At 63.8% G+C, this 16,118-nt stretch carries 16 protein-coding genes and 1 pseudogene; 14 read left to right on the plus strand and 3 right to left on the minus strand.

All coding sequences use genetic code 11. The features are described from left to right. Positions 1-118: 118 nt before the first annotated feature. The 5 genes from BLQ92_RS00560 (at position 119) to bioB (ending at position 6,913) form a co-directional block, all read left to right on the plus strand. Positions 119-1,411 carry a dienelactone hydrolase family protein gene (locus tag BLQ92_RS00560; protein ID WP_090680484.1) on the plus strand — a complete coding sequence of 431 codons (1,293 nt, stop codon included), beginning with the start codon at positions 119-121 and terminating at the stop codon, positions 1,409-1,411. 1,147 nt (positions 1,412-2,558) lie between these two features. Continuing rightward, positions 2,559-3,905, plus strand: a complete 1,347-nt coding sequence (gene bioA / locus BLQ92_RS00570) for an adenosylmethionine--8-amino-7-oxononanoate transaminase (protein ID WP_090680488.1) — start codon at positions 2,559-2,561, stop codon at positions 3,903-3,905. Beyond that, the gene (gene bioF / locus BLQ92_RS00575; RefSeq protein WP_090681822.1) at positions 3,905-5,089 is read left to right on the plus strand and encodes an 8-amino-7-oxononanoate synthase; all 1,185 of its coding nucleotides are present in this window, start codon (positions 3,905-3,907) and stop codon (positions 5,087-5,089) included. Before bioA ends, bioF begins: the two co-directional genes overlap by 1 nt. Beyond that, complete coding sequence (bioD, locus tag BLQ92_RS00580; RefSeq protein ID WP_090680492.1) at positions 5,086-5,805, plus strand: dethiobiotin synthase; 720 nt, start codon at positions 5,086-5,088, stop codon at positions 5,803-5,805. The genes bioF and bioD overlap by 4 nt, the downstream gene beginning before the upstream one ends. A gap of 34 nt (positions 5,806-5,839) precedes the next feature. Next, positions 5,840-6,913, plus strand: coding sequence for a biotin synthase BioB (gene bioB, locus BLQ92_RS00585; RefSeq protein WP_090680495.1), 1,074 nt, complete (start codon positions 5,840-5,842; stop codon positions 6,911-6,913). Between the two features lie 157 nt (positions 6,914-7,070). On the opposite strand, the gene BLQ92_RS00590 is transcribed toward bioB, so the two are convergent. Next, positions 7,071-7,676 (minus strand): RBBP9/YdeN family alpha/beta hydrolase, encoded by a 606-nt coding sequence (locus tag BLQ92_RS00590; protein WP_090680498.1) that lies wholly within the window; start codon positions 7,674-7,676, stop codon positions 7,071-7,073. Positions 7,677-7,972: 296 nt separating this feature from the next. Between BLQ92_RS00590 and BLQ92_RS00600 the strand changes: the two genes are divergently transcribed. The 7 genes and pseudogenes from BLQ92_RS00600 to BLQ92_RS39145 all read left to right on the plus strand — a co-directional run bounded on the left by BLQ92_RS00600 (position 7,973) and on the right by BLQ92_RS39145 (position 12,363). Beyond that, positions 7,973-8,914: a 2-hydroxyacid dehydrogenase gene (locus BLQ92_RS00600; RefSeq protein WP_090680503.1), complete on the plus strand. Its 942-nt coding sequence runs from the start codon at positions 7,973-7,975 to the stop codon at positions 8,912-8,914. 27 nt (positions 8,915-8,941) lie between these two features. Beyond that, positions 8,942-9,868, plus strand: coding sequence for a hydroxymethylglutaryl-CoA lyase (locus BLQ92_RS00605; protein WP_090680506.1), 927 nt, complete (start codon positions 8,942-8,944; stop codon positions 9,866-9,868). 25 nt (positions 9,869-9,893) lie between these two features. Next, a complete protein-coding gene (locus BLQ92_RS00610) occupies positions 9,894-10,415 on the plus strand; it encodes a YbaK/EbsC family protein (RefSeq protein ID WP_090680507.1) in 522 nt (173 codons plus the stop codon). Further along, the gene (locus BLQ92_RS00615; protein WP_090680510.1) at positions 10,412-10,642 is read left to right on the plus strand and encodes a DUF1289 domain-containing protein; all 231 of its coding nucleotides are present in this window, start codon (positions 10,412-10,414) and stop codon (positions 10,640-10,642) included. The genes BLQ92_RS00610 and BLQ92_RS00615 overlap by 4 nt, the downstream gene beginning before the upstream one ends. After that, positions 10,639-11,073: pseudogene (locus BLQ92_RS00620) on the plus strand (MaoC family dehydratase); the annotation flags it as partial. The gene BLQ92_RS00615 and the pseudogene BLQ92_RS00620, both read left to right, overlap by 4 nt. Before the next feature lie 164 nt (positions 11,074-11,237). Further along, complete coding sequence (locus BLQ92_RS00625; RefSeq protein ID WP_090680514.1) at positions 11,238-12,158, plus strand: MBL fold metallo-hydrolase; 921 nt, start codon at positions 11,238-11,240, stop codon at positions 12,156-12,158. Next, on the plus strand, positions 12,151-12,363 hold the full coding sequence (locus tag BLQ92_RS39145) for a hypothetical protein (RefSeq protein WP_143016485.1): 213 nt from the start codon (positions 12,151-12,153) through the stop codon (positions 12,361-12,363). Before BLQ92_RS00625 ends, BLQ92_RS39145 begins: the two co-directional genes overlap by 8 nt. 46 nt (positions 12,364-12,409) lie before the next feature. Here BLQ92_RS39145 and BLQ92_RS00630 read toward each other — a convergent pair whose 3' ends face one another. Continuing rightward, positions 12,410-13,336 (minus strand): DMT family transporter, encoded by a 927-nt coding sequence (locus tag BLQ92_RS00630; protein ID WP_090680517.1) that lies wholly within the window; start codon positions 13,334-13,336, stop codon positions 12,410-12,412. A gap of 113 nt (positions 13,337-13,449) precedes the next feature. Between BLQ92_RS00630 and BLQ92_RS00635 the strand changes: the two genes are divergently transcribed. Continuing rightward, the gene (locus BLQ92_RS00635) at positions 13,450-13,923 is read left to right on the plus strand and encodes an Lrp/AsnC family transcriptional regulator (RefSeq protein WP_090680519.1); all 474 of its coding nucleotides are present in this window, start codon (positions 13,450-13,452) and stop codon (positions 13,921-13,923) included. Between the two features lie 25 nt (positions 13,924-13,948). Here BLQ92_RS00635 and BLQ92_RS00640 read toward each other — a convergent pair whose 3' ends face one another. Further along, entirely contained in the window at positions 13,949-14,839 is an 891-nt protein-coding gene (locus BLQ92_RS00640; protein ID WP_090680521.1) for an alpha/beta fold hydrolase, read from the minus strand. 308 nt (positions 14,840-15,147) lie between these two features. Between BLQ92_RS00640 and BLQ92_RS00645 the strand changes: the two genes are divergently transcribed. Next, positions 15,148-16,107 carry an NAD(P)H-dependent flavin oxidoreductase gene (locus BLQ92_RS00645; RefSeq protein WP_090680523.1) on the plus strand — a complete coding sequence of 320 codons (960 nt, stop codon included), beginning with the start codon at positions 15,148-15,150 and terminating at the stop codon, positions 16,105-16,107. Positions 16,108-16,118: the final 11 nt, after the last annotated feature.

The raw sequence follows: 16,118 nt of genomic DNA on the forward strand, positions 1-16,118 counted from the left end.
CACGTACGCGAGTGTCTTTTTGTTGCCGCAAACCTTACCGAAAGGCAACTGTTAGCGAATAGCAAAAGACGGCAGGCGATGCAGGTTTTAAGGGCGTACTTCAAGGCAGGTGTTGCGAATGGGTTGCAGAAAGTTTCTGACGGTCGGTGCGATGGTATGTACATGGGCAGGATGTGCCGTGTCGTTCGCGCACGCCGATCCGCTGGCCGATTCGCAAGCTGGCCCACTGATGCGCGCGGAAGTCCCGCGAATTGCTCTCGACGACGACACCTACCTGCCGCCCGCCAGTCTCAACGAACAGGTCATTCGCGTGCCGGTGGATGCCGCCGGCTCGATCACGCTTGAGACGACGATCTACAAGCCGGACGGTCCTGGCCCATTCCCGATGATTGTCTTCAACCACGGCAAGATGCCGGGCGACCCGCGCCTGCAGTCGCGCAGCGACCCGCTGCCGTTTGCGCGCGAGTTTGTCCGCCGCGGCTACGTGGTGGTGGCGCCGAACCGCCAGGGCTTCGCCCAATCGGGCGGCACGTATGAGCAGGACGGCTGCGACGTCGAGCGCAATGGCCTGGGCCAGGCGGGCGATGTTGCGGCGACGGTTGCATTCATGTCGAAGCAGCCGTATGTGGACGCCCAGCACATCGTGGTGGCGGGTACCTCGCACGGCGGCCTGGCAACGATGGCTTATGGCGTCGAGGCTGCGCCGGGTGTACGGGCACTGATCAATTTCTCGGGCGGCTTGCGGCAGGACGCCTGTAGCGGCTGGCAGGGCAATCTGACGAAGGCGTTTGGCGCTTACGGCGAGAAGACGCACGTGCCTTCGCTGTGGCTGTATGGCGATAACGATTCGATCTGGCCTGCGCCGCTGGTGGCGAGCATGTACGACGCGTATTCGGCGCACGGCGCGAATGCGAAGATGGTGGACTTTGGCGCGTACAAGAACGACGCGCACCGGCTGGTTGGCGACCGCGACGGTGTGCGAGTGTGGTGGCCGGCTGTGGAGGCCTTCCTGGCGCGGGTGGGGATGCCGACTGGCGTGCAGTATCGGGTGGCGGATCCGGAGCCGCCTAAGGCTAGCGGCTATGCGGCGGTTGACGCTGTGAGCGCTGTGCCGTTTCTTGATGAAACGGGGCGCAATGGGTATCGGAATTTTTTGCATCAGTATCCTAGCCGGGCTTTTGCTGTTTCTGATTCGGGCGCCTGGTCGTGGGCTGAAGGTGGTGATGATCCGATGTCGGTGGCTATCGCCAATTGTCAGAAGCAGAGTTCGGATCCGTGTCGGCTGTACGCCGTGAATGATGCTGTAGTGTGGAGTGATTCTGCTTCGCAGACGGCTAGTTCGGGGGCTGGGGCTGGTGGCTCCGCCGGAGATAAGGGTGACGATAAGCGTGCGCTGGCTAGTCGGGAATAGTGTTCTCTTTCTTGCTGCGCAGGCTTTTTTTGGTTGTTGCTCCTACGGTGTTGGCCTTTCCTTGTATTGTTATCGGTCTATTAGGTTCGCCCCTGTGCGGGGCGGCACTTACTTTCTTTGCCGCCGCAAAGAAAGTAAGCAAAGAAAGCGGGCTCACACCGCTAGCTCTTAGCGAGCCATCTCGGTCTGCTACCGGGAACGGCCTAAGACAAGACCTGCTCTCGCACATTCCCACTCAGTGACACAGCAGTCATCCGCTCCAGCGTCGCGCTGCGCGCCCCGCCGAAGGGTATAACTCCCTCTGCGAACGTGTTCGTGGTACTCGCCGCGCCGCGCATACGCAAATCCGCCGCGCAACCCTGTTCGCGGTACACGGCCTGCCAATACATATTCGCCCTCCAAACCACCTCGCTTAAATATTTCGCATACCAAATCATTGGAGTAGGCCAAAGCAACCTGGTGGACTCGACCGGTGACGCACGAAGTGCGGAGGCGGGATGAATGACTGCTGTGTCACTAGCGGGGGAAGTGCGACGGCACGTCTCGTCTTGGGCCGTTCCCGGTAGCAGACCGAGATGGCTCACTACAAGCTGGCGGTGTGAAGCCCGCTTTCTTTGCTTACTTTCTTTGCGGCGGCAAAGAAAGTAAGTGCCGCCCCGCACAGGGGCGAAGCTAATAGACCACTAAGAATACAAGGAAAGGCCAACACCGTAGGAACACCAACCAAGCTCAAGGCGCCCCAGGCAACCCCACTGGATTATGCGAAAACCACAAAAAACGAGCGCCGCAGGCAAAACCCTGCCGACTGAATCCAGATTTTTTTCGTATACCCCCTATGACTTTGCCGTCGCGATCTGCGGTCAATTCAGGCCTTCTGAGAAGAACAGTCAAAACCTGCCGACAACAGCACCGAACAGCCCGCGCAGCGACAGAAAACCCACTACGAGGGGGTAGTGCACCAACGAAAAGAAAGCGCTAATCTCAACCCCGCCGCGAGGCAGCCAGGAGGCCAGCCACGCAAAAACCCCGCGTAGCGTCCCCAAATTCCACGCCACGCGCAGCGCAAATGAAGCGCGAAGCATCACCCCAAATGGCACACCGCGTAGCGAAAAAGAAAACCTCGCCTCGCCCCGTACCGGAGTAGTTTTTGGACACACGATCACCCAACGACTGGATCACCCGCAGCCTCAATGCCGTCTGGCATCCCTGCACCCAGATGAAACACCATGAGCGCCTGCCGCTCATCCCCATCGCACGCGGCGCCGGTCCCTGGCTCTACGACCGCGATGGGCATCGCTATCTCGACGCCATCAGCTCCTGGTGGGTCAACCTGTTCGGCCACGCCAATCCGCGCATCAACGCCGCCCTCAAGGATCAGCTCGATACGCTGGAGCACGCCATGCTCGCCGGCTGCACCCATGAGCCCGTCGTCGAACTCGCCGAGCGGCTCGCCGCCCTCACCCAGCACAACCTCGGGCACGCCTTCTTCGCCTCCGATGGCGCCTCCGCCGTCGAAATCGCCCTGAAGATGAGCTTCCATTCCTGGCGCAATCGCGGCTTCGCCGATAAGCAGGAATTCGTCTGCATTGCCAACAGTTATCACGGCGAGACCATAGGCGCCCTCGCCGTCACCGATGTGGCCCTGTTCAAGGACGCCTACGATCCGCTGATCCGCAACGCTCATGTCGTCGCTTCGCCTGACGCACGCGGTGCGCATCCCGGCGAAAGCGCGGCCGATGTCGCGCGCCGTGCGCTCGAAAGCGTGCGCGCTCTCTTCGAGGCGCGCAGCACAAAGATCGCCGCACTGATCGTCGAGCCGCTCGTGCAATGTGCCGCCGGCATGGCCATGCACGACCCGTCTTACATTGCCGGTCTGCGCGCGCTGTGCGATCAATACGGCGTCCATCTGATCGCCGATGAAATCGCCGTAGGCTGCGGTCGCACCGGTACCTTCTTCGCCTGCGAACAGGCAGGTGTCTGGCCCGACTTCATTTGTCTGTCGAAAGGCATCAGCGGCGGCTATCTGCCGTTGTCCATCGTGCTGTCGCGCAATGAAATCTTCGCTGCCTTCTACGACGACGACACCGCCCGCGGCTTCCTGCATTCGCATTCGTACACCGGCAACCCGCTCGCCTGCCGCGCCGCGCTCGCTACGCTCGATCTGTTCGCCAGCGACAACGTGCTCGCAGTCAACACGCAGAAATCCGTCACGTTGCGTACGGCACTCGCACCGCTTGCCGAGCATCCGCAAGTACGTAATCTGCGTCAGTGCGGCACCATCTTCGCGTTCGATGCCGCGATCGCCGATGCGCAGCAGGCCAAAACATTCTCGCGCCGCTTCTTCGAAAACGCCTTGAAGCGCGAGCTGCTGCTGCGGCCGATTTCAACCACCGTGTATCTGATGCCGCCGTACATCCTCGATGACAACGAGCTCGCGCTGCTCGCGGCGCGCACCCGGGACACCTTTGAAACCACGCTCGCGGAGGCCGCATGATGCCGTTACTCGAAACGCTCGAACAAGGCTTGGCCGAACTCGACGCGCACGGCCTGCGCCGTCGCCGGCGCATCGCGGATACGCCGTGCGCCGCGCACATGACGGTCGATGGACGCGAGACGATCGGCTTCGCCAGCAACGACTATCTTGGCCTTGCCGCGCACCCGCTGCTGGTTGCGGCGATCGCCGAGGGCGCGAGGCGCTATGGCGCGGGTAGCGGCGGCTCGCATCTGCTGGGCGGTCACTCGCGCGCGCATGCGCAGCTCGAAGACGATCTGGCGGAATTCGTCGGCGGTTTCGTCGATGCCCCGCGGGCGCTGTACTTCAGCACCGGCTATATGGCGAACCTTGCGACGCTCACCGCGCTCGCTGGTCGCGGCGCCACGCTCTTTTCGGATGCACTGAATCATGCCTCGCTGATCGATGGCGCACGGCTCGCGCGCGCCGAGGTGAAGGTCTATCCGCACGCCGACACTGAAGCCTTGAGCGCGCTGCTCGAAGCATCGGACTCTGCCGTGAAGCTGATCGTCACCGATACCGTGTTCAGCATGGACGGCGACATCGCCCCGCTGGCGCGTCTGCTCCAACTGGCTGAGCGGTATGGCGCGTGGCTGGTGGTCGACGACGCCCATGGCTTCGGCGTGCTCGGCCCGCAAGGCCGTGGTGCCGTCGCCCATGAAGCGTTGCGCTCGCCGCATCTGATTTCGATCGGCACGCTCGGCAAGGCTGCTGGCGTTTCGGGCGCCTTCGTGGTGGCCCATGAAACCGTGATCGAATGGCTGGTACAACGCGCCCGTCCGTATATCTTCACCACGGCTTCGGTGCCGGCGGCGGCGCACGCGGTCTCCGCGAGCCTGCGCATCATCGGCGGCGACGAAGGCGATGCGCGGCGCGCTCATCTGCAGCAATTGATCGAACGCACCCGCGCCATGCTCAAGGCCACGCCATGGTTGCCGGTGGATTCGCACACCGCGGTCCAGCCGCTCATCATCGGCTCGAATGACGCAACGCTCGAGATCGCTGCCACGCTAGAGCGCGCCGGGCTATGGGTGCCGGCGATCCGTCCGCCCACCGTGCCGGTCGGCACCTCGCGGCTGCGCATCTCGCTCTCGGCGGCGCATTCGTACGCGGATCTCGACCGCCTCGAAGCGGGCTTGCAGCAACTCTACCGAGCTGCCGCATGAGTGCGCCGCTCTCCCTATTCGTCACCGGCACCGATACCGAGATCGGCAAGACGCTGGTCTCGGCAGCGCTGCTGCGCGGCTTCACGCACGCCGGCTTGCGTGCCACCGCGATGAAGCCGATCGCCGCCGGCGCGTTCGAGGTGGACGGCGTGTGGCACAACGAGGATGCGGACCAGCTCGATGCTGCAGCCAGCGTGCTGCTGCCGCCCGAGCTTCGCACACCGTATCTTCTGAAAGCACCGGCCGCGCCGCATATCGTCGCCGCACAAGAGAACGTCACGCTCGATATCGGTCGCATCGTCGATTGCCACGCGCAGGCGCTGCAGCTTGCGGATATGGTAGTGGTGGAAGGCGTCGGTGGCTTTCGCGTGCCGCTCACCGATACCCAGGACACCGCCGATCTTGCCGTCGCGCTGAACCTGCCGGTCGTGCTCGTGGTCGGCATGCGGCTCGGTTGCATCAGCCATGCGTTGCTCACCGCCGAAGCCATCGCCGCGCGCGGCCTGCATCTGGCAGGCTGGGTCGCGAATCGCGTCGATCCGGCCATGAGCTTCGTTGACGAAAACATCGCGGCGATCCGCGAGCGGCTCGAGCGCCAGTACGACGCGCCGCTCTTTGGCATCGTCCCGCACCTGAATCCGGTCTCCGCCGACGCGGCGGCTGACTGCATCAACACACCATTGCTATTGCAGACGCTGCGCACCGCGCGGCTCTGAACTTACTTCATCTCCATCCATGAGGATTGACGATATGACCCAGCTTCACCTCGACCGCCCGCAAACGGACTCGACCATTGCCAACGCAGCCACTGCAGCGGCTCCGACCGCACGCTTTCGCGTCGCCGACATCATTGCGCTCTACGAACTGCCGTTCAACGATCTGATGTTCCGCGCCCAGCAAGTGCATCGCGAGCATTTCGACGCGAACACCGTGCAACTGTCGACGCTGCTGTCCATCAAAACGGGCGGCTGCGAGGAAGACTGCTCGTACTGCCCGCAGTCGGTGCACCACGATACGGGCGTGAAGGCCGACAAGCTGATGCCGGTCGACGAGGTGCTCGCCGCGGCACAGGTAGCCAAGGACAACGGCGCGACGCGCTTCTGCATGGGCGCGGCGTGGCGCAATCCGAAGGACCGCCATCTTGAGCCGATCAAGGACATGATCCGCGGCGTGAAGGCGATGGGCCTCGAAACCTGCGTGACGCTCGGCATGCTGGAGACGCATCAGGCACAGGGACTGCGCGAAGCGGGCCTCGACTACTATAACCACAACCTCGATACGTCGCCGGAGTTCTACGGCCAGATCATCTCGACGCGCACCTACCAGGACCGTCTCGACACGCTGGAGCGTGTGCGCGATGCCGGCATCAACGTGTGCTGCGGCGGTATTGTCGGTCTCGGCGAATCGCGTCGCGAGCGCGCCGGCCTGATCACGCAGCTCGCCAACATGGACCCGTATCCGGAATCGGTGCCGATCAACAATCTGGTGCAGGTCGAAGGCACGCCGCTTACCGGCACTGAAGCGCTCGATCCGTTCGAATTCGTGCGCACGATCGCCGTCGCCCGTATCACGATGCCGCGCGCGATGGTGCGTCTGTCGGCCGGCCGCGAGCAGATGAACGAAGCGCTGCAAGCGATGTGCTTCCTCGCCGGTGCGAACTCGATTTTCTACGGCGACCAGTTGCTGACCACCAGCAACCCGCAAGCCGAAGCGGACCGAAAGCTGCTCGAACGTCTGGGTATCCGCGCCGAAGCGGCGCAACAGATGCCACTCGACAAGAGCGGTTGCGAGCATGGCTGCGATGGGCATGGCGCGGCGAACTAAGCGGATACGATTCGCGAGCGTCCTTCGCAATGCGTGCGTAGCTTCTCACTCATAACCACGCAGGAGCGCTGAAAACGCAAAAGGGCTGCCCATTCGAGGCAGCCCTTTTACTTGCTGTGTACCTAAAACCCGCACCAGAGAAACGGCATCCCCCGCTTCACGCCCAGGCGTGACTCGCCGCCTCCACCGCTTCTTCCTCGCGAAACCGCAGCGGCGCTGCGCAATGCACCAGCGTATCGACGAAGTACTTCGCACGCGGCCAGGGCCCAAACCCTGCCGCCGTATTGATGTGCCCGGCGTCACCAAGATTCACGAACGCGCTGCCAAAGCGCTGCGCCAGTTCGCGCGCGCCGGCGAGCGGCATCCACGGGTCGGTCTCACTGCCGATCAGGATAGACGGCACGCCGAGACGGCGCGCCTCGAAAGCGCCAGCGAAAGCAAATTTCGCGGGGCTGGCCGGCGCGACGAACAGCACGCCCACTACGTCGCCCACATACGAGGCCTGCTGCAGCGCGTGGGCCGTCGCCAGACAGCCGAAGCTGTGCGCCGCCAGCACGAACGGACCGCGCTCGCGCGCCAGCAATTGACGCACCGACTGCGCCCAGCCTGCCACGTCCGGGGCCTCCCAGTCAGCCTGTTCGACCCGCAACGAGCGGGCGAACTGCCGTTCGAGCCAGCTCTGCCAATGCGCGCCTTCGCTGCCGTGCAAGCCCGGTACCGTCACGAGCCGCGGCGGCCATGTCGATTTGCTGCATGAAAGCATGATTCTCCTCGCTGCCGGAATCCGAGAGCCTATTGTGGAGCGCTCGCCCGTAGGGACGAACCAACTTTTAGTGCTTTGCTTATTGGAGGCCCTCGCAACGCACTCGGCTGCATTGGGCGGCATTGAGCCAAATGGGGCCGGCAATGCAGGCCTGCGCGCCGAATCGCACGCGATAGCCGTCGAAAAAGTAGAATGAAGCCTACCCATAAAACGGAGGAGGCCCTCATGTCGCATGTGTCGTCTGCAGTAGCTCGCGCAATGCGCGCATCCCGCGAAGCGAGGCCGGTAGCGCACGCATGAAAGTCCTTCTCTACACACCGGCGAGCGACGCCGCGTCCTGGCTCCACGATTTCACCCACGCCTTGCCTGAAGCCGAGTTGCGCGAGTGGCAAGCGGGCGATACCGCCCCCGCCGACTTCGCCATCGTCTGGCGGCCGCCGCGCGAGATGCTGGCCGGCCGCAAGGGTCTGCGCGCGATCTTCAATCTCGGTGCAGGCGTCGATGCGATTCTTGCGCTCGAACGCGAATATCCCGGCACGCTGCCGCGCGAAGCCCAGCTCGTGCGGCTAGAAGACACCGGCATGGCGCGGCAGATGGCCGAGTACGTCACGCACGCGGTGCTGCGCTATCTGCGCCGCTTCGACGAATACGAAACCCTGCAAGCGGAACGCCGCTGGAAGGTGCTCGAGCCGCATTCGCACAGCACCTTCACGGTCGGCGTGCTGGGCCTCGGCGTGCTCGGCACGCACGTCGCCCGCACGCTCGCGGTGCTCGGCCTGCCGGTGCGCGGCTATAGCCGCAGCGCACGGCAGATCGAGGGCGTGACGACCTATGCGGGCGAGGCAAACTTCGAGGCGTTTCTCAGCGGCGTCAAGGTGCTGGTGAACCTGCTGCCGCATACGCCGGACACGCACGACGTACTGAACCGGCGCACCTTCTCGAAGCTTGCGCAGGGTGCGTATCTGATCAACGTCGCGCGCGGCGCCCATCTGGTCGAGCAGGATCTGCTCGATGCGCTCGCGCAAGGACAGATCGCCGCCGCGACGCTCGACGTGTTCCGCAAGGAACCATTGCCGGCCGATCATCCGTTCTGGCAGGAGCCTCGCATTACGATCACCCCGCACAGTTCGGCCGAGACCTTGCGCGAAGAGAGCGTGCCGCAGGTCGCGCGCAAGATCATGGCGCTGGCGCGCGGCGAGCCGGTGAGCGGCGTGGTCGATATCGAACGCGGATACTGAATGAATTCCTGACATAGGAGACACATCATGGCCTTGCCCCAAGCTGTCAAAATCGTCGAAGTCGGTCCGCGTGACGGTCTGCAGAACGAAAAAGACTTCGTCCCGACCGCCGTCAAGATCGAACTGATCAATCGCCTGTCGGCGGCGGGTTTTCGCAATGTCGAGTCCGCCTCGTTCGTCTCGCCCAAGTGGGTGCCGCAGATGGCCGACGGCGCCGAGGTGATGGCGGGCATCGAACGCCGCTTCGGCACGGTTTACTCGGTGCTGACGCCCAATCTGCGCGGCTTCGAAGGCGCACTCGCGGCGCACGCGGACGAGATCGTGATCTTCGGCGCAGCTAGCGAAGCGTTTTCGCAGCGCAATATCAACTGCAGCATCGCCGAGAGCATCGCGCGCTTCGAGCCTGTGGCGCAGGCCGCCAAGGAGCACGGCCTGCGGATTCGCGGCAGCGTCTCGTGCGCGCTCGGCTGTCCGTATCAAGGTGAGGTGCCGGTAGCGTCGGTAGTCGATGTGGTCGAGCGGTTTGCCGCGCTCGGCTGCGACGAGATCGATATCGCCGACACCATCGGCGTAGGTACGCCCAAGCGCACACGCGAGGTGTTCGCCGCCGTCACTCAGGTGTTTCCACGTGAGCAACTGTCGGGGCACTTCCACGATACCTACGGTCAGGCGCTCGCCAACATCTACGCCGCACTGCTCGAAGGCATCGAGATTTTTCACGCATCGGTAGCGGGCCTGGGCGGTTGCCCGTATGCAAAGGGCGCCACCGGCAACGTCGCCACCGAAGACGTGCTGTATCTGATGAATGGCCTCGGCATCGAGACGGGTGTCGATCTCGCCCAGGTCGTGGCGATCGGCGACTTCATTTCGAGCTCGATCGGCAAACCGAACGCCTCGCGCGCAGGCAAGGCCTTGCTCGCGAAAGCACGCAGCGAACAAGGCTCGTGCGTCTAACCCCTCATTCACTGGAAAGCGCTTTATGACGAACCACGCTCCTCCCCACGACGACGATCTCAGCGCGCTGCCGGATTCCGCCCGGCGCGTTGCGTTACTGCTGCGCGAGCGCGGCCATGCCGGACAGATCGTGATGCTGCCGGAAACCGGCAAGACCTCGGCCGAAGCCGCCGCAGGCCTCGGCTGCCAGGTCGCGCAGATCGCCAAATCGATCCTGTTCCGCCGTCGTGAAGACGACGCGCCGGTGCTGGTGGTGGCAAGCGGCGCGAACCGCGTCGACGAACAGAAGGTGGCCGCCCAGGTCGGGGAGATTGCCCGCGCCGACGCCAGGTTCGTGCGCGAGAAGACCGGCTATGCGATCGGCGGCGTCTGCCCGATCGGCCACGCCACGCCGCCGGTCACGCTGATCGACGCGGATCTGCTCGCGCTCGACAGCCTGTGGGCCGCGGCCGGCCATCCGCATGCGGTCTTCAATCTGTCGCCGCAGGAGCTGGTCGCGCTGACCGGTGCGCCGGTGGCCGACGTCGCGCTGCGGGAAAGCGCATGACCGCCGAGACCATGGAGCAGAACGAGGTAGTCGCACCCGTGCCGTCGCCGTGCATCAACGTGTGCCGAATGGACAAGACGAGCGGCTGGTGCGAAGGATGTCTGCGCACCATCGACGAAATCCGCGGCTGGTCGTCCTACGACGACGCCGCCAAGCGCGCGGTCTGGGACACCCTCGACGCGCGCCACACGCAATGGATGGCGCAAAACCGCCAGGCCGCGAAATGAGTGTGGCGCCGCGCGTCGTGACGATTGGGGAAAGCTTTAGCAGCATGCTGACGTTGTCCCCGGACTCGGTCAAATCGTTCGCGACGCTCGTCAACGATCTGAACCCGCTGCATCACGACGAGGGTTATGCCGCGCAAAGCCGCTTCGGAGGCCTGATCGCTTCCGGCACGCAGCCAACTGCGCATTTCATGGCACTGCTCGCGACGCACTTTGCGCAGTACGCGCAGCCGCTCGGCCTCGAATTCGATATCAAGCTGAAAAAGGCGGTGCATGCAACGGACACGCTGACGATGACCTGGCGCATACGCGATGCCTGGTGGAAGCCGAGCCTGAACGGCGATCTGACGCAGCTCGACGGCTCGGTCGTGAACCAGCGCGGCGAAACGGTGCTGCTCGGCGCCGCAACGATCCTTGTGATGCCGAAGCAGGCTGATGGGACTGCTCATGGGGCCGCTTATGGGACCGCTCGCGTGGCTGATCATGCGGCCGCTCATAGGACCGCACATGGGACCGAACATGGGGCCGATCTCGAGTCCGCGCAACGAGCCACGCCTGCGTCCGCTCCACCGGCCCAATCCGCTCAGGAGTCCAGCGAATCATGAGCCTGCCCGATTCGATTCAGGTGTTCGAGCGCGGCTGGCTCTCGTCGAACAACGTTCTGCTGGTCGACGACGCCTGTGCCGCGCTTGTCGATACCGGCTACGCGACCCACGCGCCGCAAACCCTGGCGCTGTTGCAGGCGGCACTCGGCGAACGGCCGCTCGATCTGCTCGTCAACACCCATCTGCACTCCGATCACTGCGGCGGCAACGCGCTGCTACAGACGGCCTGGCCGTGCCGCACCGCGATTCCCGCCGCGGAAGCCGAAGCCGTGCGTCACTGGGACGAGGCGCGCCTGAGCTTTCGCGCGACCGGCCAGACCTGCGAGCGCTTCAGCTTCACCGAGACGATCGCACCGGGCGCACATCTCACGCTCGGCGCACTGGACTGGGAGGTGCTCGGCGCACCGGGCCACGACCCGCATTCGCTCATGCTGTACTGCGCAGAAGAGCGAGTCCTGATCAGTGCCGACGCGCTGTGGGAAAACGGCTTCGGCGTGATCTTTCCGGAACTGGAAGGCGAAAGCGGCTTTGCCGAAGAACAGGCCGTGCTGGAAGCGATCGCGAAGCTCGACGTGCGCACGGTCATCCCGGGGCATGGCGCACCGTTCACCAACGTCGCGCTGGCTCTGGAGCGAGCCTTCTCGCGCGTCGCGTGGTTGCGCGCCGATCCGGCGCGCAATGCGAAGAACGCGCTGAAAGTGCTGATCGTGTTCAAGCTGCTGGACGTGCGGGCGATGAGCTTCGACGCACTCGCGCAAATGCTCGACAGCGCCACAGCGATGCGTGCCGCGGCCGCGATGCTCAAGCCACGCGACGCATGGCCGGCGCTATTGCAGGGATTGATCGAAGAGCTGGCGGCACATGGCGGCCCGTTGACGGTGGACGGCACACGGATCGTGGCGCGCGGTGCTTGAGCGCGAGCTGGCGCTTCAAAGCGCGTCAAAAGCCTCAGCCGCACCGTCCACACATCCGTCGAAAACAGTCGCGCAAAAAAGAAAGCCGCTCGGCATGAATGGCGAGCGGCGGAATTCGGTCGACGTGATCATCGTCTGCGCAAATGATACCTGCGCGGCATTTCCAGCCGCATCGGTGATTTCCCTACAGAAGCTTGACACGTGAATGTCGGAGCGCGCCGACTCGAGTCGATGAACCCCGGGCGATGGCCTCAGGGCGACGTTCCGGTCGAAGAATAACGGCGCTGCGGCACGAGGCGCCAGCCGAGGTTGACGCCCGCGGCGGCAAGCAGAATCAGTACGGCGCCGAATACCTGCACCCATGCCAGCTTCTGGCCGAACGCCACACAGTCGACAATAATCGCGACAACCGGATAGATGAACGACAGCGCGCCCGTCATCGCCGTCGGCAGCTTCTGGATCGCACCGTAGAGCAGCACGTACATGATGCCGGTGTTGACGACACCGAGCGTCACGAGCTCAAGCCAATGTGCCCCGGTGGTCGGCAACGCATCGAAGCGCACGAACGGCGCCAGCATCAGCACGCCCAGGCCCACCTGGATCAGCGCGATCAGATGTGGTGGCGTGCCTTTCAGATGCTTGGTGATGATCGACGACACGGCGTACATGGCTGCCGCGCCGACCGCATAGGCGATCCCTTCGAGGTACTGACCCGGCACGGCGAGTACGGCAGGCTCGACCCGCACGACGAACACGAGGCCCAAGAACGCCACCAGCAACCACGCTACCGTCGAGGCGGTGACGCGTTCGCGGAACACCAGCGCACCGAGCGCGACCAGCATGAACGGTTGCGTGTTGTAGACGGCGGTGGCCATTGAAATCGACGCGCGCGAATACGCCGCAAACAGCAGCACCCAGTTGATAACGATCGCCACCCCGCCGAGCGCCGCAAGCCCCAGCATGCGCCAGGAAAACAGCTTGCGCCGCAACAGCCCTAACGCGGCACAGACCAGCGTCAAGGTGGCGCCGCCGAACACACAGCGGAAAAACACCACATTGAACGCGCTCTGCTGCGACGATACGACCAGCCAGCCGATTGTCCCTGACATCAGCATCGCAACGGTCATCTCGGCCGCGCCGCGGCTGGTGGCGCCATCGCGCATTGCATTATTAGCCATCTTCTGTCTCCAGGATTGATCACTGCATGAGAGCAGTGTATTTAATCCAGACGAGCGAATACATGGCTAAAATTAGGCATCCAGATTTAAAAACCTAATATTCGAAGGTGAGTATGGCAAAACGCCTTACACCGGCTACGCCCCCTGCGGCGCTCGACGACACGGATCGGGCCCTGCTGGCAGCGCTTGCCGAAGATGCCCGCCAGCCAGTCAGCGAACTGGCGCGCCTGGTTGGCTTGTCTGCGCCCAGCACCGCCGAACGTCTGCGCCGGCTCGAGACGCAAGGCGTGATCGAGCGTTTCACGGTGCAGATCGATCCGCGCGCACTCGGCTACACGCTGCAGGCAATCGTGCGCGTGAAGCCGTTGCCCGGGCAGTTGCACCTCGTCGAAGACGTGATCCGGCGCATCCCGGAGTTCGTGGAATGCGACAAGGTGACAGGCGACGACTGCTTTATCTGCCGTCTATACCTGCATTCGATCGATCAACTCGATGAGATCCTGTCGAAGGTGACGGAACGCGCAGAAACCAGTACCGCCATCGTCAAGTCGACACCGGTCGCGCGCAGGCTGCCGCCGCTAGGCTGAGCGCGGCGCGGGCCCTGGCCTGGTTCTACTGCTCGACGGCTTCGAAGAAGGACAGCATCTCCGTGACCAGCTCCGCCGGCGACTCTTCCGGAATGTAGTGTCCACATGGCAACGCGCGACCGCTGACATCGCGCGCCACGCGGCGCCATTCGGCGAGCGGCTCGAAGCACTGCTCGATCACGCCCTCCTCGCCCCACAGCACGCGCAACGGACAGCCGATCTTGTGGCCGCGTTCGATATCGGCGCGATCGTGCTCGAGGTCGATGGTCGCCGACGCACGATAGTCCTCGCACATCGCGTGCACCGCACCCGGTTGCCGCAACGCGCTGCGATAGGCGTCAAGCGCCTCCGGTGCGAACGGCGCCAGCCCGGCATGACGGCTGCCCATCACACGATCGATGTAGACGTCCGGATTCGCGCCGATCAGCGTCTCCGGCAAAGGCTCCGGCTGGATCAGGAGGAACCAGTGGAAATACAGCGTGGCAAAGGTGCGGTCGGTGGCTTCGTACATGGCGAGCGTCGGCGCGATGTCGAGCAGCATCAGACGCTCGACGGCATCCGGATGATCGAGCGCCATGCGATGCGCCACCCTGGCGCCGCGGTCGTGCGCGCAGACCAGAAAACGTTCGTAACCGAAATGGCGCATCACCGCCACCTGATCGGCCGCCATCGCGCGTTTCGAGTAGACCGCGTGCGTGGCGTCGCTCGCCGGTTTTCCGGAAGCGCCGTAGCCGCGTATATCGGTGGCGATGATGGTGAAATGCTCGGCAAGCTGCGCCGCGCACCGATGCCAGATCAGATGCGTTTGTGGATGGCCGTGCAGCAGTAATAGAGGCGGCCCTGCCCCTCCCTTGACCCCGTATATGTCGACGTCGCCCGCGGCGACCCGGAACGGCGTGAAATCCTCGAAGGGCATAGCGAGTCTCTTGTCGTTGTTGGTCAAACCATTGTAGGAGCGCTGTGTGTCCACGCGGGGTGGGATAGGCCACGTAAGCGTAGAAACTGAACACTCCTTCCAACCGTGCAGGCCCTGCAGGCGAACGGTCGTTCGCCTATAATCGAACGATCGTTCTTAAAATTTGGCCGTCCTGACGGACGAAGCAAGCGCGGTGTAGGCCACGGCGGCAACCGCCACCACGTCATCACGCTGCAGCTTGTCCCGCTACACTTCACATACACCGGGCGTTCCACGCGCACCGGTCCGCTTTACAGGAGACTTGCACCATGGCATTGCCCGCCGTCCTGCAGCGCCTTTCGCTGCCCGTTGTTGCCTCACCGATGTTCATCGTCAGCTACCCCGACCTCGTGCTGGCCCAATGCAAGGCCGGTATCGTCGGCTCGTTCCCTGCGCTCAATGCACGGCCGGCGGAGTTGCTCGACGAATGGCTCACGCAGATCCAGGCGTCGCTCGCCGAGCACAAGGCAGCCCATCCGGATGCAGTGATCGGGCCGATTGCCGTCAATCAGATCGTTCATCAGTCGAATGCGCGGCTCGAACACGATGTGCGGGTCTGCGTCGAACACAAGGTGCCGATTTTCATCACCAGCCTGCGCGCACCGGCCAAGGAAATCGTCGACGCGGTGCATAGCTACGGCGGCATCGTGCTGCACGACGTGATCAACCTGCGCCATGCGCAAAAGGCGCTGGAAGCGGGCGTCGACGGCCTGATCCTGGTGGCGGCCGGCGCTGGCGGCCATGCCGGCACGACCTCGCCGTTCGCGCTGGTCGGTGAAGTGCGGCGCATTTTCGATGGCCCGCTGATCCTCTCCGGCGCCATCGCCAACGGCGGTTCGATTCTCGCTGCGCAGGCCATGGGTGCGGACCTCGCGTACATGGGCACGCGCTTTATCGCGACCCAGGAAGCGCATGCGGTGGAAAGCTACAAGCACGCCATCGTCAACTCGAGCGCGTCGGACATCATCTACACGAACCTGTTCACCGGCGTGCATGGCAACTACATCCGCGAGAGCATCGTCAACGCCGGGCTCGATCCGGACGCGCTGCCGGAATCGGACAAGACCGCGATGAATTTCGCCGGCGACAAGGCGAAGGCGTGGAAAGACATCTGGGGTGCAGGCCAGGGCGTGGGGGTGATGGACGACGTGCCGAGTGTCGCTGAGCTGGTCGAACGTCTGAAGAAGGAATACAACGACGCCAAGGCGCGGCTCGGGATCGCCCGCTGATCATTGATTCG

The organism is Paraburkholderia phenazinium (genome assembly GCF_900100735.1).
GTDB classification, from domain to species: Bacteria; Pseudomonadota; Gammaproteobacteria; order Burkholderiales; family Burkholderiaceae; genus Paraburkholderia; species Paraburkholderia phenazinia.